19 protein-coding genes are annotated in these 20,011 nt (G+C 73.0%); 15 read left to right on the forward strand and 4 right to left on the reverse strand.

The genetic code is table 11. The features are described 5' to 3' along the window. Positions 1–163 precede the first annotated feature (163 nt). The 8 genes from ACIRVF_RS12910 to ACIRVF_RS12945 all read left to right on the forward strand — a co-directional run bounded on the left by ACIRVF_RS12910 (position 164) and on the right by ACIRVF_RS12945 (position 9,881). Positions 164–1,267 carry an ATP-binding protein gene (locus ACIRVF_RS12910; protein ID WP_402816339.1) on the forward strand — a complete coding sequence of 368 codons (1,104 nt, stop codon included), beginning with the start codon at positions 164–166 and terminating at the stop codon, positions 1,265–1,267. Positions 1,268–1,523: 256 nt separating this feature from the next. After that, positions 1,524–2,645 carry a phenylalanine--tRNA ligase subunit alpha gene (pheS, locus tag ACIRVF_RS12915; RefSeq protein WP_402816340.1) on the forward strand — a complete coding sequence of 374 codons (1,122 nt, stop codon included), beginning with the start codon at positions 1,524–1,526 and terminating at the stop codon, positions 2,643–2,645. After that, a complete protein-coding gene (pheT, locus tag ACIRVF_RS12920) occupies positions 2,645–5,146 on the forward strand; it encodes a phenylalanine--tRNA ligase subunit beta (protein ID WP_402816341.1) in 2,502 nt (833 codons plus the stop codon). The genes pheS and pheT overlap by 1 nt, the downstream gene beginning before the upstream one ends. Before the next feature lie 113 nt (positions 5,147–5,259). After that, entirely contained in the window at positions 5,260–5,697 is a 438-nt protein-coding gene (locus ACIRVF_RS12925) for a GntR family transcriptional regulator (RefSeq protein ID WP_402816342.1), read from the forward strand. Continuing rightward, entirely contained in the window at positions 5,697–6,635 is a 939-nt protein-coding gene (locus ACIRVF_RS12930; RefSeq protein WP_402816343.1) for an ATP-binding cassette domain-containing protein, read from the forward strand. The genes ACIRVF_RS12925 and ACIRVF_RS12930 overlap by 1 nt, the downstream gene beginning before the upstream one ends. Further along, complete coding sequence (locus ACIRVF_RS12935) at positions 6,632–7,597, forward strand: hypothetical protein (RefSeq protein ID WP_402816344.1); 966 nt, start codon at positions 6,632–6,634, stop codon at positions 7,595–7,597. Before ACIRVF_RS12930 ends, ACIRVF_RS12935 begins: the two co-directional genes overlap by 4 nt. A gap of 118 nt (positions 7,598–7,715) precedes the next feature. Beyond that, positions 7,716–8,558 carry a chitosanase gene (locus ACIRVF_RS12940; protein ID WP_402816345.1) on the forward strand — a complete coding sequence of 281 codons (843 nt, stop codon included), beginning with the start codon at positions 7,716–7,718 and terminating at the stop codon, positions 8,556–8,558. A gap of 234 nt (positions 8,559–8,792) precedes the next feature. Beyond that, positions 8,793–9,881, forward strand: a complete 1,089-nt coding sequence (locus ACIRVF_RS12945) for a substrate-binding domain-containing protein (protein WP_402816346.1) — start codon at positions 8,793–8,795, stop codon at positions 9,879–9,881. A gap of 72 nt (positions 9,882–9,953) precedes the next feature. Here ACIRVF_RS12945 and ACIRVF_RS12950 read toward each other — a convergent pair whose 3' ends face one another. Beyond that, positions 9,954–10,823: a 3-hydroxybutyryl-CoA dehydrogenase gene (locus ACIRVF_RS12950; RefSeq protein WP_402816347.1), complete on the reverse strand. Its 870-nt coding sequence runs from the start codon at positions 10,821–10,823 to the stop codon at positions 9,954–9,956. A gap of 306 nt (positions 10,824–11,129) precedes the next feature. Between ACIRVF_RS12950 and ACIRVF_RS12955 the strand changes: the two genes are divergently transcribed. Beyond that, positions 11,130–11,948 carry an SDR family NAD(P)-dependent oxidoreductase gene (locus ACIRVF_RS12955; RefSeq protein ID WP_402816348.1) on the forward strand — a complete coding sequence of 273 codons (819 nt, stop codon included), beginning with the start codon at positions 11,130–11,132 and terminating at the stop codon, positions 11,946–11,948. A 44-nt stretch (positions 11,949–11,992) separates the two neighbouring features. On the opposite strand, the gene ACIRVF_RS12960 is transcribed toward ACIRVF_RS12955, so the two are convergent. After that, entirely contained in the window at positions 11,993–12,895 is a 903-nt protein-coding gene (locus ACIRVF_RS12960) for a polysaccharide deacetylase family protein (protein ID WP_402816349.1), read from the reverse strand. A gap of 206 nt (positions 12,896–13,101) precedes the next feature. On the opposite strand from ACIRVF_RS12960, the gene ACIRVF_RS12965 reads away from it, so the two are divergent. From ACIRVF_RS12965 to ACIRVF_RS12975, 3 genes are all read left to right on the forward strand, one after another. Further along, complete coding sequence (locus ACIRVF_RS12965) at positions 13,102–13,986, forward strand: SAM-dependent methyltransferase (protein ID WP_402816350.1); 885 nt, start codon at positions 13,102–13,104, stop codon at positions 13,984–13,986. Positions 13,987–14,127: 141 nt separating this feature from the next. Continuing rightward, on the forward strand, positions 14,128–14,694 hold the full coding sequence (locus tag ACIRVF_RS12970) for an HD domain-containing protein (protein WP_402816351.1): 567 nt from the start codon (positions 14,128–14,130) through the stop codon (positions 14,692–14,694). A gap of 38 nt (positions 14,695–14,732) precedes the next feature. Continuing rightward, positions 14,733–15,242, forward strand: coding sequence for an FBP domain-containing protein (locus ACIRVF_RS12975; RefSeq protein ID WP_402816352.1), 510 nt, complete (start codon positions 14,733–14,735; stop codon positions 15,240–15,242). A 13-nt stretch (positions 15,243–15,255) separates the two neighbouring features. Here the strand turns inward: ACIRVF_RS12975 and ACIRVF_RS12980 are convergent, their stop codons facing one another. Together ACIRVF_RS12980 and ACIRVF_RS12985 are read right to left on the reverse strand one after the other, a co-directional pair. After that, positions 15,256–15,630, reverse strand: a complete 375-nt coding sequence (locus tag ACIRVF_RS12980) for an RNA-binding S4 domain-containing protein (RefSeq protein WP_402816353.1) — start codon at positions 15,628–15,630, stop codon at positions 15,256–15,258. A gap of 90 nt (positions 15,631–15,720) precedes the next feature. Next, positions 15,721–16,125 carry a VOC family protein gene (locus ACIRVF_RS12985; protein ID WP_402816354.1) on the reverse strand — a complete coding sequence of 135 codons (405 nt, stop codon included), beginning with the start codon at positions 16,123–16,125 and terminating at the stop codon, positions 15,721–15,723. A gap of 82 nt (positions 16,126–16,207) precedes the next feature. Here ACIRVF_RS12985 and ACIRVF_RS12990 point away from each other — a divergent pair, with 82 nt between their 5' ends. From ACIRVF_RS12990 to argJ, 3 genes are all read left to right on the forward strand, one after another. After that, positions 16,208–17,419, forward strand: a complete 1,212-nt coding sequence (locus ACIRVF_RS12990; RefSeq protein ID WP_402816355.1) for a methyltransferase — start codon at positions 16,208–16,210, stop codon at positions 17,417–17,419. A 264-nt stretch (positions 17,420–17,683) separates the two neighbouring features. After that, entirely contained in the window at positions 17,684–18,712 is a 1,029-nt protein-coding gene (argC, locus tag ACIRVF_RS12995; RefSeq protein ID WP_402816356.1) for an N-acetyl-gamma-glutamyl-phosphate reductase, read from the forward strand. A 17-nt stretch (positions 18,713–18,729) separates the two neighbouring features. Then, positions 18,730–19,878, forward strand: coding sequence for a bifunctional glutamate N-acetyltransferase/amino-acid acetyltransferase ArgJ (gene argJ, locus ACIRVF_RS13000; protein ID WP_402816832.1), 1,149 nt, complete (start codon positions 18,730–18,732; stop codon positions 19,876–19,878). The last annotated feature ends 133 nt before the right edge of the window (positions 19,879–20,011 follow it).

Consider the following 20,011-nt stretch of genomic DNA (forward strand, 5'->3'; position numbering starts at 1 on the left):
ACGCCCCGCCCGACGGCGACGGCCGAGTGCCCCGTCCGACGGCCGACACGCTCCCGGGCGCGCCGGGATCACCACGCTGCAAGCCCTACTGCCGGGGCCTGGGAGGCGCTAGGGTCTGCCTCTGTGGGGGGAACGGCACGGTGGGTAATCGGGGAGGCAACCCATGGTCGGCAGCGGAGCCGAGCTCGACCCGGACGACCTGCCGGACGGCCTGGTGGTCGCCGACGCGACGGGCCGGGTGGTCCGCTTCAACCGGGCAGCGGCCCGGCTCACCGGCGTGCTCCCGGAAGCCGCGCTCGGCAGCAAGCTGGAGGACGTCCTGCCGCTGGAGGACCTGGACGGCCGCCGCTGGTGGCAGCTGACCGATCCGTACGGCGGCCTGGCGATCCGCACCCGCCAGCCCGAGCGCAACCTGCTGCTGCCCGGCGGCCGGGAGGTGCTGGTCTCCGCCCGGTACGTCCGTGCGGTGCCGCTCGGGCCGGTGGAGCGCCTGGTGATCGCCCTGCGCGGCACCGAGGCCCGGCGCCGTACCGAGCGCAGCCATGCCGAGCTGATCGCCACGGTCGCGCACGAGCTGCGCTCCCCGCTGACCAGCGTCAAGGGCTTCACGGCGACGCTGCTGGCCAAGTGGGAGCGGTTCACGGACGGGCAGAAGCGGCTGATGCTGGAGACGGTGGACGCCGACGCCGACCGGGTCACCCGGCTGATCACCGAGCTGCTGGACATCTCGCGGATCGACGCCGGGCGGCTGGAGCTGCGCAAGCAGGTCGTCGACCTGGCGGCCGCGGTGCGCCGGCACGTCGAGCGCAAGGTGGCCACCGGCATCCCCGAGGAGCGCTTCGACATCCGGATCACCGAGCCGCTGACCGTGCTGTGGGCGGACCCGGACAAGGTCGACCAGGTGCTGGCCAACCTGCTGGAAAACGCGGTGCGGCACGGCGAGGGAACTGTCACCATCGAGGTGGCACCGGCCAAGGAGGTCGTCGAGGCGCCCGTCTGGGAGCGCTCCGGCACCCCGTCCCGCATCGTGGAAGGCACAGCGGTCACCGTGAGCGACGAAGGAAGCGGCATCCCCGAGGAGTCGATGCCGCGCGTCTTCACCCGCTTCTGGCGGGGCTCCAAGCGCGGTGGCACCGGCCTGGGGCTCTACATCGTGAAGGGCATCGTGGAGGCCCACGGCGGCTCGATCAGGGTCGACCGCGCGCCCGGCGGCGGGGCCCGGTTCCGATTTATCCTGCCCGCCGGGGTGCCCGACTTCATGCTCTGAAAGAGCACGAACGACAGACACGGCGTGCTCCGAGCATGCCGGGGTCGGGGTCCGGACGGGCTTGACGGCAGCCGCGCTACGCGCTGCGACTACACTCGACCTTTGGCGTTGCGCAACGCCCTGCGCGGCTGAGCCGCGGACACCCCTCCCCGTCAGTACGGAGACGGGCTGCCCGTGCCCCGGCCCCGCCGGGCGTGACGCGAAGGCGAGCCCACACACCTGAGCACGGACGAGCAGGAGCACGGGAAAGATAGAGATGTCGGCACCCAACAAGTCGTACGACCCGGTCGAGGTCGAGGCCCTCAAGCCCGAGGTGGTGGAGCAGGCGCGGGACGAGGCCGTCGCCGCCTTCGCCGCCGCCACCACGCTCGACGAGCTGAAGCAGGCCAAGGTCGCCCACACCGGCGACCGCTCCGCGCTCTCGCTCGCCAACCGCGAGATCGGCGCCCTCCCGCCGCACGCCAAGGCCGCCGCGGGCAAGCTGATCGGCCAGGCCCGCGGAGCCGTCAACCAGGCCCTGGCCAAGCGGCAGGGCGAGCTGGAGGCGGAGCGGGACGCCCGTGTGCTGGTCGAGGAGGCGGTGGACGTCACCCTGCCGTACGACCGCGCCCCGCGCGGCGCCCGTCACCCGCTGACCACGCTGGCCGAGCGCATCGAGGACACCTTCGTCGCGATGGGCTACCAGGTCGCCGAGGGCCCCGAGGTCGAGGCCGAGTGGCTGAACTTCGACGCCCTCAACCTGGGCCCGGACCACCCGGCCCGCTCGATGCAGGACACCTTCTTCGTCCAGGCCCCGGACGGCTCCGCCGACTCGGGCGTGGTGCTGCGCACCCAGACCTCCCCGGTCCAGGCCCGCACCATGCTCGACCGCGAGCCCCCCGTCTACGTGGTCTGCCCGGGCCGGGTCTACCGGACCGACGAGCTGGACGCCACCCACACCCCGGTGTTCCGCCAGGTCGAGGGCCTCGCCGTCGACGAGGGCATCACCTTCGCCGACCTCAAGGGCACCATCGAGGTGCTGGTCGAGAAGCTGATCGGCGGCGGCCTGGAACTGCGCTGGCGCCCGTCGTACTTCCCGTTCACCGAGCCGAGCGCCGAGATCGACCTGCAGTGCTTCGTGTGCCGCGGCGAGAGCGTCGGCAACCCGGACCGCCCGTGCCGCACCTGCTCCTCCGAGGGCTGGATCGAGCTCGGCGGCTGCGGCGTGGTCAACCCCCGGGTGCTGGTCGCCTGCGGCGTGGACCCGAACCGCTACAGCGGCTTCGCCTTCGGCCTCGGCCTGGAGCGGATCCTGATGAATCGTCACAACGTCGCCGATATGCGCGACATGGTCGAGGGTGACGTGCGTTTCACCCTCCCGTTCGGGATGGAGATCTGATGCGCGTCCCGCTTTCCTGGCTGCGCGAGTACGTCGATCTGCCCGCGGGCGAGACCGGCCGTGACGTGGCCGAGCGGCTGGTCCGGGCCGGCCTGGAGGTCGAGACCGTCGAGCAGCTCGGCGCCGACCTCAAGGGCCCGCTGGTGGTCGGCGAGGTGCTCTCCATCGAGGAGCTGTCCGGCTTCAAGAAGCCGATCCGGCACTGCTTCGTCAACGTCGGCGACGCCAACGGCACCGGCGAGCCGCAGGAGATCGTCTGCGGCGCGACCAACTTCGCCGTCGGCGACAAGGTCGTGGTGGTGCTCCCGGGCGCCGTCCTGCCCGGCCCGTTCCCGATCTCGGCCCGCAAGACCTACGGCCACACCTCGGCCGGCATGATCTGCTCCGCCCGCGAGCTGGGCATGGGCGACGACCACAACGGCATCATCGTGCTCCCGCCGGAGTACGAGCCCGGCACCGACGCCATCGAGCTGCTCCAGCTGGTCGACGAGGTGCTGGACATCGCCGTCACCCCGGACCGCGGCTACTGCCTGTCCATGCGCGGCGTGGCCCGTGAGGCCGCCGCCGCGTACGGGCTGCCGCTGGCGGACCCGGCGCTGCTGGACGTGCCGCCGGCCAACTCCTTCGGCTACCTGGTCAAGGTCAACGACCCGGCCGGCTGCGACCGCTTCGTGGCCCGCACGGTCGTCGGCGTCGACCCGAACGCCAAGTCCCCGATCTGGCTGCAGCGCCGCCTGCAGAAGTCGGGCATCCGCCCGATCTCGCTGACCGTCGACATCACCAACTACGTGATGCTGGAGGTCGGCCAGCCGCTGCACGCGTACGACAAGCAGCGGGTGGACGGCCCGATCACGGTCCGCCGGGCGGCCGAGGGCGAGACCCTCACCACCCTGGACGGCGTCGAGCGCAAGCTGGCCGCCGAGGACCTGCTGATCTGCGACAACAGCGGCCCGATCGGCCTGGCCGGCGTGATGGGCGGCGCCTCCACCGAGATCCTCGACCCGGCCGCCGGTCCGGGCACCACCGAGGTGATCATCGAGGCCGCGCACTTCGACCCGGTCTCCATCGCCCGCACCGCCAAGCGGCACAAGCTGCCCTCCGAGGCGTCCAAGCGCTTCGAGCGCGGCGTCGACCCGGAGGCCGCCCGCGCCGCCGCGCAGCGCGCCGTCGACCTGCTGGTGCTGATCGCCGGGGGCACCGCCGAGGCCGGGGTCACCGACATCGCGGCCCCGCACCCGGTGCGCACCATCACCATCGCCGCCGACCTGCCCGACCGGGTCGCCGGCACCGCCTACGGCCGCGAGACCGTCACCCGGCGGCTGCAGGAGATCGGCTGCTCGGTCGCGGGCGCCGACGTCCTGGAGGTCACCCCGCCGACCTGGCGGCCCGACCTGACCGACCCGTACGACCTCGCCGAGGAGGTCATCCGGCTGGAGGGCTACGACAACGTCCCCGCCCGGATGCCCAACGTGCCGCCGGGCAAGGGCCTGACCGAGGCCCAGCGGATCCACCGCCGGATCGGCGTCGCGCTGGCCGGGGCCGGCTACGTCGAGGTCAACAACTACCCGTTCCTCGGCGAGGCCGCCTTCGAGGCGCTCGGCCTGGAGCCGGACGACCGCCGCCGTCGTACGGTCAAGCTGGTCAACCCGCTCAACGACGAGGAACCGTCGCTGCGCACCACGCTGCTCCCGGGCCTGCTCGGCGCCCTGCGCCGCAACATCGGCCGGGGCAACACCGACCTGGCGATCTACGAGACCGGCACCGTGTTCCTGCCGAAGGACGAGCTGACCGTGGCCCCGCGCCCGGCCGTCGACCACCGGCCGAGCGACGAGGAGCTGGCCGCGCTGGACGCCGCGCTGCCGGACCAGCCGCGCCGGGTCGCGGTCGCCCTCGCGGGCGAGCGGCTGCCCTCCGGCTGGTGGGGCAAGGGTGCCCAGGCCTGCTGGGCGGACGCCGTCGAGGCGGCCCGCACGGTGGCCCGCGCGGCCGGCGTCGAGCTGACCGTCCGCCAGGGCCAGCGGGCGCCCTGGCACCCGGGCCGCTGCGCCGAGCTGGTCGTGGCCGGCACCGACCGGGTGGTCGGCCATGCAGGTGAGCTGCACCCGCGCGTGGTCAAGGCGCTCGGGCTGCCGGCCCGTGCGGCGGCGATGGAGGTCGACATCGACCTGCTGACGGCGGACGGCCCGAAGAAGGTCAGCGGCCCGGCGGTCTCCGGCTTCCCGGTGGCCACCCAGGACGTCGCGCTGATCGTCGACACCGCCGTCCCGGCCGCCGAGGTCGAGGCCGCGCTGCGCTCGGGGGCGGGTGAACTGCTGGAGGCCATCCGGCTGTTCGACGTGTTCACCGGTGAGCAGGTCGGCGAGGGCAAGAAGTCGCTGGCCTACGCGCTGCGCTTCCGTGCCGCCGACCGCACGCTGACCGCCGACGAGGCCACCGCCGCCCGCGAGGCGGCCGTGGCCGAGGCCGTCAGCCGCACCGGCGCGGTGCTGCGCGGGGCCTGACCCCTCTCGGCAGGGCCTGCGAAGGGCCCCGTCCGGACCACCTCGGTCCGGGCGGGGCCCTTCGGCTTTCCCGGATTGACAAGCCGTCACCATCTCCACTTAACTCATTAACTATGGAACTAGATAAAGACGCCGACCGGGCCTCCCCGATCGAGTTCCGCCTGGATCCGGCCTCCGGTGTCCCGACCTATCTGCAGCTGGTGCAGCAGGTCGAACAGGCGCTTCGGATGGGCTGGCTGGCGGAGGGCGACCGGCTGCCCCGGGTGCGCGAGGTGGTCGCCGGGCTGGCGATCAACCCCAACACCGTGCTCAAGGCCTACCGGGAGCTGGAGCACCGCGGCCTGGCGGCCGGCCGGCGCGGCCAGGGCACCTTCGTGCGCGGGCTGCCCGCCGGAGTGGTGCCGCTGCGCGAACGGGCGGCGCTGCGGCGGGGGTTGCTGGACTGGATGCGCTCGGCGCGGGCCGCCGGGCTGGACGAAGGGGGGATGGTCGCGGTGTTCGAGGACGCGCTGCGCGACCTGCGCGAGGGCCGCGACGGGGTGGTGGCGTGATGGCGACGGACACGGTGATCGACTGCGGCGGGATCGGCAAGCGCTACCGCCGCTCCTGGGCGCTTCGGGACTGCCACCTCGCCGTCCCGGCCGGCCACGTGGTGGCCCTGGTGGGGCCGAACGGTGCCGGAAAGACCACGCTGCTCAGCCTGGCCGCCGGCCTCACCCTGCCGAGCGAGGGCGCGATGACCGTCCTCGGCGACCAAGTCCCGGGCTCACCGCGGGCCCTGGACCGGATCGGCTTCGTCGCCCAGAACGCCGCCCTCTACCCCGGCCTGCCCGTCCGCGACCTGCTCGCGATCGGCCGCCACCTCAACCGCCGCTGGGACGACGCCCGGGCGCGCGACCACCTGGACGGCCTCGGCATTCCTCTGGAGCGCAAGTACGGCCGGCTCTCCGGCGGCCAGCAGGCCCAGGTCTCGCTCGCCCTGGCCCTCGCCAAGCGGCCCGAACTCCTGCTCCTCGACGAGCCGTTGGCCGCGCTCGACCCGCTCGCCCGGCACGATTTCATGTCCGTGCTGCTCACCGCGGTGGCCGAGGACGGCCTCTCGGTGGTCTTCTCCTCGCACGCCGTCAACGAGCTGGAGCAGAGCTGCGACTACCTGGTGGTACTGACCGGCGGCCGGGTCCAGGTGTCGGGGGAGGTGGACGACCTGCTGGCCGGCCACCGGATGCTCACCGGCCCGACCGCCGGGGCGGACGCGGTCGCCGAGCGCCTGCCGGTGGTCCGCGACCGCCGGGCGGGCAGCCAGTCCCACCTGCTGGTCCGCACCGGCGGCGTGGACGCCCCGGTCTCCGACGGCTGGCGCCAACAGCGCATCGGTCTGGAGGAGTTGGTGCTCGCCTACCTGCGCGAGCCGACCGCCTCCGCCTTGCCCGGCCCGCGCGGGGCCGTCCGTACGAACCAGCAGGCTACGAACCAGAAGGTACTGTCGTGAGTTCGACCACCCTCGCCCCGCCCCGCTCCGCCGTGCTGCGCGCCGCCGGGCTGCGCCACCGGCCGGCACTGCTGACCCTGCTCGCGGTGATGGGAGCGGTCTCGCTCGTCCTGCTGCTGCACGGCTGGTACCTGCACGACGGTCTGGATCGCACGGGCGCGGGCTCCTGCGATCCGGCCGACGCCGCCTGTGCGGCCACGTTCAAGCGGTACCTGCACGAGTACGCCGGCAGCATGCCGATGCTCGGCAGCGTGGCCTACGTCCTCGGCGGCGTGTTCGGCGCGTTCCTCGGCGGCCCGCTGCTGGCACGGGAGTTCGAGCACGGCACGGTTCGCTTCGCCTGGACCCAGGGGGCCGGGCGGACCCGCTGGACGGCGGGTGGGCTGGTTCTGGGAGGTGCGGTGCTGGCGCTGGTGGCGGCACTGTTCGGGCTGGTGCTGCGCTGGTGGAGCGCGCCGCTGGTGCTCATGGGCGGACAGTTCCACCCGGACCTCTTCGTGCAGGCGTCGCCGGTGCTGATCGGCCGGGTACTGGTGGCCTTCGGGGTCGCGGCGCTGGCCGGCGCGGTGCTGCGCCGCACCGTCCTCGCGGTGGGCCTGGGTCTGGCGGCCTCGGTCGCCCTGCCGCTCCTCTCCGAGTCGGTGCGCTCGCACTACATGGCACCGCTGGAGGAGCCGGTGCACACCATGGCGTCCCTGGCGGTGGACGACCGCTGGGTGTTGAGCGTCTGGTACTCGGACCCGGCCGGGAACCGCATCTCCGAGGCCGACCTCTACCGCCTCGGCGGCGACTACGCCCACCTCCAGTCCCTGGTGCGCGACGGCGGCTACACCGTGCACGAGGTGTACCAGCCGGCCGACCGGTTCTGGCCCTTCCAGTGGATCGAGTTCGGCTGGACGACCCTGCTCGCCGTGGCGCTGTGCGCGGCGGCGGTCTGGTGGGTGCGGCGCCGGGCGGCCTGAGCTGGGCCGTTCACAAGAGCTTGAAGTGAATTCGTCAAAGCCCTTGCGGCGTCGGGGCTCTGGAGCTTTGCTTCTCGTTAGGAAGGTTTCCTAACCCCCGAGGAACCGGAGCATCCCCATGCGCCCTCAGCCCCGTCGTGCCCTCCGCCTGGCCCTCGCCGCCGCCCTGGTGGCCGCGCCCCTCACCGCCGCGGCCACCTCGGCCGCCCAGGCCGCCCCCGCGGCCTCGGCCTCCGTCCGGCTCAAGGGGGCCGGCCTCGACGACCCGCACAAGAAGGACATCGCGATGCAGCTGGTGTCCAGCGCGGAGAACTCCTCGCTGGACTGGAAGGCCCAGTACAAGTACATCGAGGACATCGGTGACGGCCGCGGCTACACCGCCGGCATCATCGGCTTCTGCTCGGGCACCGGCGACATGCTCGACCTGGTCCAGCACTACACCGACCTCAAGCCCGGCAACGTCCTCGCCAAGTACCTGCCCGCGCTCAGGAAGGTCAACGGCAGCGACTCGCACGCCGGCCTCGGCACCGCCTTCACCAGGGACTGGGCCGCCGCCGCCAAGGACCCGGCCTTCCAGCAGGCCCAGAACGACGAGCGCGACCGGGTGTACTTCAACCCCGCCGTCGACCAGGCCAAGGCCGACGGCCTGCGCGCGCTCGGCCAGTTCGCCTACTACGACGCCATCGTGATGCACGGCCCGGGCAACAGCTCCGACAGCTTCGGCGGCATCCGCGCCGCCGCCATGAAGAAGGCGAGGACGCCCGCCCAGGGCGGCGACGAGGCGACCTACCTCAAGGCCTTCCTGGACGCCCGCAAGGTGGTCATGAAGAAGGAGGCCGCGCACTCCGACACCAGCCGGGTCGACACCGAGCAGCTGGTGTTCCTCAACGCCGGGAACTTCGACCTCAACCCGCCGCTCAAGTGGAAGGTCTACGGCGACAGCTACAGCATCACCAGCTGACGCCCGGGTCGCGGCAGTGGCGGGAGGCCGTCCGTCCCGGCCTCCCGCCATAACGGCATTCAGCCCTCCCCCCCCGCGAAATACCCAAGGGAGTGTGAAAGTCCTGTTCATCCCGTAACGAATCGAGCAGGGGGATAACGAAGGATCCCTCCCGCATTGACTCATTCGCCCGGTGGGGTTTGACTCCCTCCTCTGCCGCAGAGTCGCGGCGCAGCACAGGAGGCACCACCGATCATGATCAGACCCATGCGTCTCGCGGCCGCGGGCACGGCCGCCGTGTCGCTCGCCCTCGTCCTCTCGGCCTGCGGCCAGACCGCCGCGCCCCAGACGCCGGCGGCCGGCGGAGGCAGCGAAGGCATCGGTCTGCTGCTGCCGGAGAGCACCTCCTCCACCCGGTACGACGCGTTCGACAAGCCGCTGATCGAGCAGACGGTGACGGGCCTCTGCACGAAGTGCACGGTGAGCTACGCCAACGCGGGCGGCGACGCGAAGGTCCAGAAGAAGCAGTTCGACGACCTGGTCGCCAAGGGCGTGAAGGTCATCCTGCTCGACCCGGTCGACGCCAAGCTCACCGCTCCGTGGGTGGACGACGCCAACGCCAAGGGCGTGAAGGTCGTCGCCTACGACCGGCTGGCCCAGGGCAAGGTCGCCGCGTACGTCTCCTTCGACAACCAGCGGACCGGCCAGCTCCAGGGCCAGTCCCTGCTCGACGCCCTCGGCCCGAAGGCCTCCTCGGCCAACGTCGTGATGATCGACGGCGCCGAGTCCGACCCCAACGCGGGGCAGTTCAAGACGGGCGCGCACCTGGCGCTGGACGGCAAGGTCAAGATCGCCTATGAGCAGTCCGGCGAGTGGAAGCCGGATGTGGCCACGGCGAAGACGAACGAGGCCATCCAGAGCCTCGGCAAGAACGGGATCCAGGCCGTCTACGCCGCGAACGACGGGATGGCCGCCGCCGTCATCGAGGCCCTGAAGGCCGCGGGCATCAAGAACGTGCCGGTGGGCGGCCAGGACGCCTCCATCGACGCGGTCCGCCGGGTGCTCACGGGCGAGCAGGCCTACACCATCTACAAGCCGTACAAGCCCGAGACGGACGCGGCGGGCACCATCGCCGTCCAGCTGGCCGAGGGCATGGACATCAGCACCACCGCGACCTCGTCCACGGACAGCGGCGGGCTGCGGATCCCCTCGCTGCTGCTCACCCCGATCGTGGTGACCAAGTCCAGGGTGGAGGCCACCGTGGTCGCCGGCGGGCTCTACAAGGCGGCCGACATCTGCACCCAGCAGTACCAGGATGCCTGCGCGGAGGCCGGGGTCAAGTAGCCCGGGCCACCGGGTAACCGACGAGGGCGCGGCCGCACCGAACCGGTGCGGCCGCGCCCTCGTCGTCGAACGTCAGGCGCTCGCGGTGTAGTCGTAGAAGCCGCGGCCCGACTTGCGGCCCAGCAGACCGGCGTCGACCATCCGGGACAGCAGCGGCGGAGCGGCGTACAGCGGCTCCTTGTACTCGTCGTACATCGACTCGGCGATCGAGACGATGGTGTCCAGGCCGATCAGGTCGCACAGTCGCAGCGGGCCCATCGGGTGGGCGCAGCCGGCCTCCATGCCCTTGTCGATGTCGGAGGCGGTGGCCACGCCCGACTCGAACATCCGCACCGCGGAGAGCAGGTACGGCACGAGCAGCGCGTTCACCACGAAGCCGGCCCGGTCGCGGGCGCGGATCGGCTCCTTGGCGAGGACCTGGGAGGCGAAGGTCTCGACCCGCTCGGTGGTGGCGGCCGAGGTGGTCAGGGTCGGGATGACCTCGACCAGCTTCTGCACCGGCGCCGGGTTGAAGAAGTGCAGGCCGATGACCTGCTCCGGGCGGGAGGTGGCGGCGGCCAGCTTCACGATCGGGATCGAGGAGGTGTTGGAGGCCAGGATCGCGTCGCGGCGCTCGATCACCCGGTCCAGCGTCTCGAAGATCTTGACCTTGACGTCCTCGCGCTCGGCGACCGCCTCGACCACCAGGTCGCGGTCGGCGAAGTCGGACAGGTCGACGGTGAAGGACAGCCGGGCCATCGCCTCGTCCCGCTGCTCCGGGGTCAGCTTGCCGCGCTTGACCGCCGTCTCCAGGGAGTTGGTGAGCCGGGTACGCCCGAACTCCAGCGCCTCACCGCTGGCCTCCGACACCATGACGTCCAGCCCGGCCCGGGCGAAGACCTCGGCGATGCCCGATCCCATCAGGCCGCAGCCGACTACTCCGACGCGCGCGATGTCACTCACTCAGTTGCCCTTCGGTGGTGCTGGGGGTCGCCCAGCGAACTGGTGGCCCAGCGAGCTGCTGGTCAACGGGTCGGTGTACCGGAATGGGTGCACCGGTCACCGCCCCGACGACGTTACTACTCCGTACCGGCGAGTAGGTCACCCCCTCCCCGGCGCAGTGCCGGCGCGCTCCCCGGCGCGGCGCCGGCCGGACGGGCCCTCCGAACGGGTGAGGCCGCGCCGCCCGCGCGTGTGCCCGGGGCCGCCGCCGCCCGGCGCCCGACAGAATGCCGCAGACGGGGGCCGGGGACGGGAAGGGAGCACACGGTGCCGACGGGATCGCTCACAGGACAGGTCGCCCTGGTCACCGGCGCCGGCCGGGGAATCGGCCGGGAGATCGCCATCGGGCTGGCCGCCGAGGGCATGGCCGTCGGCCTGGTCGGCCGTACCCACGACACGCTGACCGCCACCCTCAAGGAGTGCGTCAAGCACGGCTCCCGGGGTGTCGCCGTCACCGCCGACGTCTGCCGCCACGGCTCGGTGCGCGAGGCGGTCCGGCTGATCGAGCGCGACCTCGGTCCGACCGACCTGCTGGTCAACAACGCCGGCCTGGTCGACCGGGACGAGGTGCCGCTGTGGGAGACCGACCCCACCCAGTGGTGGCAGGTGGTCGAGACCAATCTGCGCGGCCCCTACAACCTGCTGCGCTGCGTCCTGCCCGGCATGGTCGCCCGCCGCAGCGGCCGGGTGGTCAACCTCAACTCCGGGTTCGCGCTGCGCCCGGACGGCAACTACACCGCGTACGCGACCTCCAAGGGCGCGCTGCTCCAGCTCTCCGACAACATGGCGGACTCGCTGGCCCGGCACGACGTCGTGGTCCTCGACATCAGCCCCGGCGCGGTGGCCACCGACATGACCGCCGGGATGCCGATGTTCCGGGACATGAAGGCCTGGGGCTCCATCCCGTACATGGTCGCGGTCACCGTGGACGCCGCCCGGGGCCGCTTCGACGCGCTGCACGGGCGGTTCATCCACGCCGGGCGGGACGACCTGGAGGAGCTGGTCCAGCGGGCCGAGCAGATCCGGACGTCGGACGCCCGGACGCTGCGGCTGCGCCCGTACAAGGAAGACGACCCGATGGCCTGACCGGGTCGGCGCCCGGTCATCCGGTCATCCGGTCGCCCGCCCGCTCAGGCGCACAGCTGGCTGGCGGTGACCGCCTTGAGCCCCGCCTTGGCCAGCCCGTCCAGGATCGCCGGCAGCGCGTCGATGGTGCACTGGTGGCCCATGTGCAGGGCCACCACCGAACCGCCGCGCACCGCGTTCAGCACCCGGCGCTGCAGCTCGGCGGCGGTCGGGTCGTTGTAGTCGCGCGGGTCGACGTCGAAGGACAGCACGTGCTCGTAGCCGACGGCCTTGGCCTGCTCGGCCACCATCGACGTGGCGTACTGCGCGGCGGAGGGGCGGAACCAGCGGCCGATCGAGCCGGTCAGCGCCTTCAGCCGGTCGGCGCACTGGGCGATCTCGGCGCGGGCCTGATCCGGGGTCATCGCCGAGATGTTGAGGTGGTTCTGGGTGTGGTTGCCCAGCTCGTGGCCGGCGTCCAGGATCCGCCGGACCATCTGCGGCTGCTGGTCCAGCCAGCTGCCGACCGCCATCACGGTCAGCCTGGCGCCGTGCTGCTCGGCGGCCTCCAGCAGGGCGGTGGCGAGCTTCGGGTCGCCGCTCCCGTGGCAGGTGAGCGCCACGTTCTTGCCGGTGCGTGGCCCGTGCACCACCTCGTACGGCGTGCCGGCGGCCAGCGGCGGCAGCACCGGCGGGGTCGGCGGGGCGGAGGCCTGGGCGGTGGCCGGGGCCGCCGTGGCGGTGGGCGCCGGGGAGGGCGCGGCGGAGGAGGCAGGCCCCTCGCCGCCGTTCCAGGCCGGGTCGGTGGTGTGCTGGGGGTCGACACTGCCGGGGTGCGCGGCGAGCGCCGCCCCGGGCTCGGCGCGGCGGGGCGTGCGGCTGCCGCAGGACGTGAGGAGTCCGCCGGAGGCGGACAGGGCGGCCAGCTTGGCGGCGGTGCGCAGTACGGTGCGGCGGTCGGCAGTCATCGGCAGCCAGCATAGAGAGCGCGGCACCGCCAGGCGATCCGGTGCCGCCGTTCGTGGCTTTGACGTGCACACACTCTCTTTTGCGGGTGTTGCGTAAACCTGAACTCCCGCTGTTTCCAAGGCGGGTCCTTGGATACGATCACCGCGCACCGCGTGTTACGGGGCAGTAGGCACATTCCGGCATTGCGCATTGGGGGCGGAACAGGATGCACGAGGACACCGCGGCCGTCGACCGGGACACCCGCACCGACTGGGAGTGGGCCAGAGCCGACGACTGGCAGCCGCCGAGCGAGCTCGACACCGGCATCCCGCACACCGCCCGGATGTACGACTACTACCTGGGCGGCAAGGACAACTTCGAGGCGGACCGCAAAGCCGCCCAGGCCGCGATAGCCGCCTACCCGGCGCTGCCGCTGCTGGCCCGCACCAACCGGCAGTTCCTCGGTCGGGCCGTCGAGTTCGCGGCGGGCCGGGGGATCCGCCAGTTCGTCGACATCGGCACCGGGATCCCGGCCGTGGGTTCCACCAGCGAGGTCGCCCAGCGGGTCGCCCCGGACGCCCGGGTCGTCTACGTGGACAACGACCCCATCGTCGCCACCCACGCCCGTGCCCTGCTGGCCGGCCACCCGGCCGGCCACACCTCGGTCATCGAGGCCGACCTGCGCGACCCGGAGGCGATCCTCGGCCACCCCGCGCTGGCCGCCGCCGTCGACCTCTCCCAGCCCGTCGCGCTGATGCTCGTCGCGGTGCTGCACTTCATCCGCGACGAGGAGGGCGCCGAGCGGATCGTCCGCACCCTGCGCGACGCGCTCGCCCCCGGCAGCGCCCTGATCCTCTCCCACGGCAGCCCGGACTTCGCCTCCCGGGAGAGCGCCGCCGAGGGCACCCGGATCTACCGGAGCGCCAGCGCTCCGCTGGTGCTGCGGCCCCGGGCGGCCGTCGAACCCTTCTTCGGCGACTTCGAGTTCGTCGGCCCCGGGCTCGTCCAACTGCCGCTCTGGCGCCCGGTCGCGGGGCACGTCCGCACCGCCGATCTGCCGGAGGGGTGGCAGGACGTCTCCGCGTACGCGGGCGTCGCGGTCAAGGCGTGAGGCCGTAAGGGCATGGAGCCGTAAGGGCGTACCGGCCCTGAGCCGTGGCCCGTCCCGGCGCCCCCCGCCGGCGCCGGGACCGGCCTTCGCAGGCTACGGGCGAGCACTGACAACCCCGCACCGGCCCGGATACCCTGCGGCGTGACCACCGCACTGCCGCCGCTCCCGCCCCTGCCGCCCGCCGCCGCCGAGCTGCTGCGGGCCGTCGACGCCCCGCCCCGACTGGTCGCCCACCTCGCGCTCGTGCACCAGGTCGCCGAGCGGATCGCCGAGTTCTGCGCCGCCGAGGGCCTCACCCTCGACGGCGAGGCCGTCCGCTTCGGAGCCGCCACCCACGACATCGGCAAGGCCGTCCATCCGGAAGAACTCTCCGGCCCCGGCTCCGCGCACGAACCCGCGGGCCACGCCCTGCTGTTGGCCCACGGCGTGGCCGAGCCGCTGGCCCGCTTCGCCCGCAGCCACGCGAGCTGGGGCGAACCCGGCACCACCACCGAGGAACTGCTGGTCAGCCTGGCCGACAAGGCCTGGAAGAACCAGCGCGTCCAGGACCTGGAGGATCTCGTGGTCGACCGGCTCGCCGAGGCCACCGGCCGGGAGCGCTGGGAGGCCTTCCTCGCCCTGGACGACCTGCTCACCCGGATCGGCGAGGACGCCCCGCGGCGGCTCGCGGTGCAGGCCGCCCATCCGGTGCGTACCGGGCGAAATTGACGCGACAGGGCCCGTCGGACGGTGCTAGCTTCCGCGGCATGGAACCCCTCAGCGACCCAGAGATCCGCGCGTCCTTCGTCAACTGCTCCAAGGGCGAGGCCCGTCGGCTCAACCTGCCCCGGGGCCTGGCCGAACTGCCCTGGGAGAGCCTGGACTTCCTCGGCTGGCGGGACCAGGGCGCGCCCGACCGGGCGTACCTGGTGGCGCCGTACGGGGGCGAGCTGGTCGGGGTGACGCTGCGCTCGCCGATGGTCCGGCGCAGCCTGACCAAGACCAACGTGTGCTCGCTGTGCATCACCGCGCACGCCGGGTCGGGCGTGGCGCTGCTGGCCGCCCGCCGGGCCGGGGCCGCCGGGCGCGAGGGCAACACCGTCGGCACGTACATCTGCGCGGACCTGGCCTGTTCGCTCTACGTCCGCGGGCTGAAGAAGTCCACCCTGGTGACCCGCCCCGACGAGTCGATGCCGCTGGAGGACCAGGTCGCCCGCACGGTGCTCAACCTCGACGCCTTCCTGGCCCGGGTGCTCACCGACACCGTGGCGGCCTGAGGGCCGCGACCGGCTACCGGCGGCGCAGCTGGTCCAGGTCGCGGCGCTCCCGCTTGGTCGGGCGCCCCGCGCCGCGGTCCCGCTCGAAGACGGGCGCCGTGAGCTCGCGCGGCGGTCGCGGCGGGCTGTTGTCGACCAGGCACTCCGCCGCGACCGGGGCCCCGACGCGCTTGCGGATCAGCTTGCGCACCTCGACGACCCGCTCGTAGCCCTCCTCACGGACCCGGACCTCGTCCCCGGGCTTGAGCGTCTGGGCGGGCTTGGCCCGCTCGCCGTTCACCCGTACGTGGCCGGCCTTGCAGGCGGCCGCCGCCAGCGAGCGCGTCTTGGCCAGGCGGACGGACCAGATCCAGACGTCCACCCGCACGCTTCCCTCGTGTTCAGCCATCCCCGGAGCCTACCCAAGCCGCTTCCCGAGCCGCGTCCCGTGCCGAGCCGAGCAGCCGAGCAGCCGAGCCGTGCGGCTCCGAGCCGCTTCCTAAGCGGCGGCGGGCGCCTCCTGGACGGCCCAGCCGTTGCCGTCCGGGTCGTTGAAGAACACGAAGTTGTTCCAGGCCTCGCCGTGCCCGTTCACCCGCGTCCCCGCCACGAAGTGCTGGACCGGGCTCACCTCCACACCGCGCGCCAGCAGTTCCGCGTGCGCCTTCTCTATGTCGGCGACCACCAGCTGGAGCCCCTTCACCGAGCCGGGCGCCGCGTCGATCACCCCCGTGCCGACCACGATCGAGCAGCGCGAGCCCGGGGGAGTCAGCTGGACCACCCGGACCCCGTCGCGCAGCCGCGTGTCGTGGTCCACCGTGAAGCCGGCCTGCTCCTCGTAGAAGAGCTTCGCGCGGTCCACGTCCGTCACCGGGAGCACCACGACTTCGAGCTTCCAATCCATTGCCCTCACCCCTCTCGGTCGGGCACTTCCAGTATCTGCCCGAACCGTTCCCCGGTGGGCCTTCGGATAGCCTGAGAACACGATGAATCCGCAGACCACGTCCGCCGGGCCCGCGCCGGCCACCTCGTTCGCCACGCCCTGGGGCGCCCTCGACCTCACCCGGTTCCCGGTGGACCCGCGCGAGCGGCTGCGGGCCTGGGACGCGGCCGACGAGTACCTGCTGCGTCACCTCGCCGGCGAGGCCGACAGCGCCGACGGCGTCCCGACCGAGCTGGCCGGCCGCCGGATCGCCGTCCTCGGTGACCGCTGGGGCGCGCTCACCACCGCGCTGGCGCCGTACGAACCGGTCCAGATCGCCGACTCCCACCTCGGCCGGCAGGCCACCCGGGAGAACCTCGCCCGGGCCGGCGCCGCCGTCGACGAGGCCCGGCTGCTCACCACCCGGGACACCCCGCCGGAGCGGATCGACGTCCTGCTGGTGCGCGTCCCCAAGAGCCTGGCCCTGCTGGAGGACCAGCTGCACCGGCTCGCCCCGGCGATCCACCCCGGCACCGTCGTGGTCGGCACCGGCATGGTGACCGAGATCCACACCTCCACCCTGCAGCTGTTCGAGAAGGTCCTCGGCCCGACTCGCACCTCGCTGGCCGTCCGCAAGGCCCGGCTGGTCTTCTGCACCCCCGACCCGGCGCTCGACCCCGGTCCCAGCCCGTGGCCGCACCGCTACGCACTGCCGCCGGACATCGGCCCGGCCGCCGGCCGTACGGTGGTCAACCACGCGGGCACCTTCTGCGCCGAGCGGCTCGACATCGGCACCCGCTTCTTCCTGGCCCACCTGCCCGCCCCCGCCCCCGGCGACCGGGTGGTCGACCTCGGCTGCGGCAACGGCGTGGTCGGCACGGCCGCCGCGCTGGCCGGGCCGGGCGCCGAGCTGGTGTTCGTGGACGAGTCCCACCAGGCGGTGGCCTCCGCCGAGGAGACCTTCCGCGCCAACCTGGGCCCGGACGCCCCGGCCGAGTTCCGCACCGCCGACGCGCTCGACCCGGCGGTGTTCGCGGCCGGTTCGGTGGACCTGGTGCTCAACAACCCGCCGTTCCACTCCCACCAGGCCACCACCGACGCCACCGCCTGGCGGATGTTCACCGGTGCCCGGCGGGCGCTGCGGCCCGGCGGCGAGCTCTGGGTGGTCGGCAACCGGCACCTCGGGTACCACGTGAAGCTGCGCAAGCTGTTCGGCAACTGCCAACTGGTCGCCGGGAACCCCAAGTTCGTGGTGCTGCGCGCGGTCAAGCGGTAGCGCGTGGCGGCCCCGGCCGGCAGTGCGGTCCGGTCACGCCCCAGCCGCGCCGCCACGCCTCGGTGGCCACCCGGCCCGGTCGGTGGGAGTCCGGTGCACTCCTCGAACTCCCGCCACCGGCCGGCCACCACCGGCACCCGGGCCGGTCCACGGTGATCACTTCGATCCCCCCGCCTCTGACACCGGCCCGGGGGAGTCCGACACCCAGTCTTGCATGGATTTTCCCTCCCGCGTATATTCATGCCACAACGAAGGAGGAACGCCATGGCATTGCGAGTCGCCGTCGCCGGTGCGAGCGGATACGCGGGCGGCGAGGTGCTGCGACTGCTGCTCGGCCACCCCGAGATGGAAATCGGGGCGCTGACCGGCGGCTCGAACGCGGGCAGCAGGCTGGGCGAGCTCCAGCCGCACCTGGTCCCGCTGGCCGACCGCGTCCTCCAGCCCACCACCCCCGAGGTGCTGGCCGACCACGACGTGGTGTTCCTGGCGCTGCCGCACGGCCAGTCCGCCGCCGTCGCCGAGGCCCTCGGCCAGAACGTCCTGGTGATCGACTGCGGTGCCGACTTCCGGCTCAAGGCCGCCACCGACTGGGAGCAGTTCTACGGCACCTCCCACGCCGGCACCTGGCCCTACGGCCTGCCCGAACTGCCCGGACACCGCACCGCGTTGAAGGGCACCAACCGGATCGCCGTGCCCGGCTGCTACCCGACGGCCGTCTCCCTCGCGCTGTTCCCGGCGTACGCCTCCCGGCTCGCCGAGCCGGAGGCCGTGGTGGTCGCCGCGTCCGGCACCTCCGGCGCCGGCAAGGCCGCCAAGCCGCACCTGCTCGGCAGCGAGGTCATGGGCAGCGTCAGCCCGTACGGCGTCGGCGGCGTGCACCGGCACACCCCGGAGATGGTGCAGAACCTCACCCCGGTGGCCGGCGAGCCGGTGACCGTCTCCTTCACCCCCACCCTCGTCCCGATGCCGCGCGGCATCCTCGCCACCTGCTCCGCCAAGGCGAAGCCGGGCGTGAGTGCCGAGAGCCTGCGCGCCGCCTACGCCGAGGCGTACGGGGACGAGCCCTTCGTCCACCTGCTGCCCGAGGGGCAGTGGCCGCAGACCAGCAGCGTCTACGGCGCCAACACCGCCCTGGTCCAGGTCGCCCTGGACGCCACCGCCGGGCGGATCATCGCGATCAGCGCGATCGACAACCTCGTCAAGGGCACCGCGGGCGGCGCGGTGCAGAGCATGAACATCGCCCTCGGCCTGCCCGAGGAGCTGGGCCTTCCGCTGAACGGAGTCGCACCGTGACCACCCAGAACACCGGCGTGACCGCCGCCAAGGGCTTCCGCGCCGCCGGCGTGACCGCGGGCATCAAGGCCTCCGGCACCCCGGACCTGGCCCTGGTGGTCAACGACGGCCCCTCGCTCGCCGCGGCCGGCGTCTTCACCGCCAACCGGGTCAAGGCCGCGCCCGTGCTCTGGTCCCAGCAGGTGCTCAAGGGCGGTCGGGTCTCCGCCGTCGTCCTCAACTCCGGTGGCGCCAACGCCTGCACCGGACCGGCCGGCTTCCAGGACACCCACGCCACCGCGGAGCACGTCGCCGCGGAGCTGGAGCTCAACGCCGGCGAGGTCGCCGTCGCCTCCACCGGCCTGATCGGAGTCCGGCTGCCGATGGACGTCCTGCTGCCCGGCGTCACCCTGGCCGCCCGGCAGCTCAGCGAGACCGGCGGCGAGGCCGCCGCGATCGCCATCAAGACCACCGACACCGTGCACAAGACCGCCCGGTTCACCAGCCCGGCCGGCTGGACGGTCGGCGGCATGGCCAAGGGCGCGGGCATGCTCGCCCCGAGCCTGGCCACCATGCTGGTCGTGCTCACCACCGACGCCGACCTGGACTCCGCCGAGCTGGACGCGGCGCTGCGCGGCGCCACCCGCACCACCTTCGACCGGATCGACTCCGACGGCTGCATGTCGACCAACGACACCGTGCTGCTGCTCGCCTCCGGCGCCACCGGCATCACGCCGGACCGCGCCGAGTTCGCCGAGGCCGTCCGCACCGTCAGCGCCGACCTGGCCCGCCAGCTGATCGGCGACGCCGAGGGCGCCAGCAAGGACATCCGGATCGACGTCACCGGCGCCGCCACCGAGGACGAGGCCGTCGAGGTCGCCCGCACGATCAGCCGCAACAACCTGCTCAAGTGCGCCATCCACGGCGAGGACCCCAACTGGGGCCGGGTGCTGTCCGCGATCGGCACCACCAGCGCCGCCTTCGACCCCGACCGGCTCGACGTGGCCATCAACGGCGTCTGGGTGTGCAAGGACGGCGGCGTGGGCGAGGACCGCGACCTGGTGGACATGAAGGCCCGCGACGTCGTCATCACCGCGAACCTCAACGCCGGTACGGCGAGCGCCTCGCTGTGGACCAACGACCTCACGGCCGACTACGTCCACGAGAACAGCGCCTACTCCAGCTGATCCGCCGAGAGCCGGTCCGCCGAGAGCCGGTCCGCCGAGAGCCGGTCCGCCGAGAGCCGGTCCGCCGAGGGCCGGTCCGGCGGCCACCGTCCGCTGATCCGCGACATCCTCCCCCAGCCTCCGGCCGGGGGAC

The organism is Kitasatospora sp. NPDC101157 (assembly GCF_044768255.1).
Classification (GTDB): Bacteria; Actinomycetota; Actinomycetes; order Streptomycetales; family Streptomycetaceae; genus Kitasatospora.

Bases quoted from the DNA above. Each gene is read 5' to 3' on its own strand.
- ACIRVF_RS12945 (WP_402816346.1), top strand. From the start codon at position 8,793: ATGATCAGACCCATGCGTCTCGCGGCCGCGGGCACGGCCGCCGTGTCG.
- ACIRVF_RS12985 (WP_402816354.1), bottom strand. From the start codon at position 16,125: ATGGATTGGAAGCTCGAAGTCGTGGTGCTCCCGGTGACGGACGTGGAC.
- pheS (WP_402816340.1), top strand. From the start codon at position 1,524: ATGTCGGCACCCAACAAGTCGTACGACCCGGTCGAGGTCGAGGCCCTC.
- ACIRVF_RS12910 (WP_402816339.1), top strand. From the start codon at position 164: ATGGTCGGCAGCGGAGCCGAGCTCGACCCGGACGACCTGCCGGACGGC.
- ACIRVF_RS12980 (WP_402816353.1), bottom strand. From the start codon at position 15,630: ATGGCTGAACACGAGGGAAGCGTGCGGGTGGACGTCTGGATCTGGTCC.
- ACIRVF_RS12925 (WP_402816342.1), top strand. From the start codon at position 5,260: ATGGAACTAGATAAAGACGCCGACCGGGCCTCCCCGATCGAGTTCCGC.
- ACIRVF_RS12975 (WP_402816352.1), top strand. From the start codon at position 14,733: ATGGAACCCCTCAGCGACCCAGAGATCCGCGCGTCCTTCGTCAACTGC.
- argC (WP_402816356.1), top strand. From the start codon at position 17,684: ATGGCATTGCGAGTCGCCGTCGCCGGTGCGAGCGGATACGCGGGCGGC.
- pheT (WP_402816341.1), top strand. From the start codon at position 2,645: ATGCGCGTCCCGCTTTCCTGGCTGCGCGAGTACGTCGATCTGCCCGCG.
- ACIRVF_RS12965 (WP_402816350.1), top strand. From the start codon at position 13,102: ATGCACGAGGACACCGCGGCCGTCGACCGGGACACCCGCACCGACTGG.
- ACIRVF_RS12930 (WP_402816343.1), top strand. From the start codon at position 5,697: ATGGCGACGGACACGGTGATCGACTGCGGCGGGATCGGCAAGCGCTAC.
- ACIRVF_RS12940 (WP_402816345.1), top strand. From the start codon at position 7,716: ATGCGCCCTCAGCCCCGTCGTGCCCTCCGCCTGGCCCTCGCCGCCGCC.
- ACIRVF_RS12960 (WP_402816349.1), bottom strand. From the start codon at position 12,895: ATGACTGCCGACCGCCGCACCGTACTGCGCACCGCCGCCAAGCTGGCC.
- ACIRVF_RS12990 (WP_402816355.1), top strand. From the start codon at position 16,208: ATGAATCCGCAGACCACGTCCGCCGGGCCCGCGCCGGCCACCTCGTTC.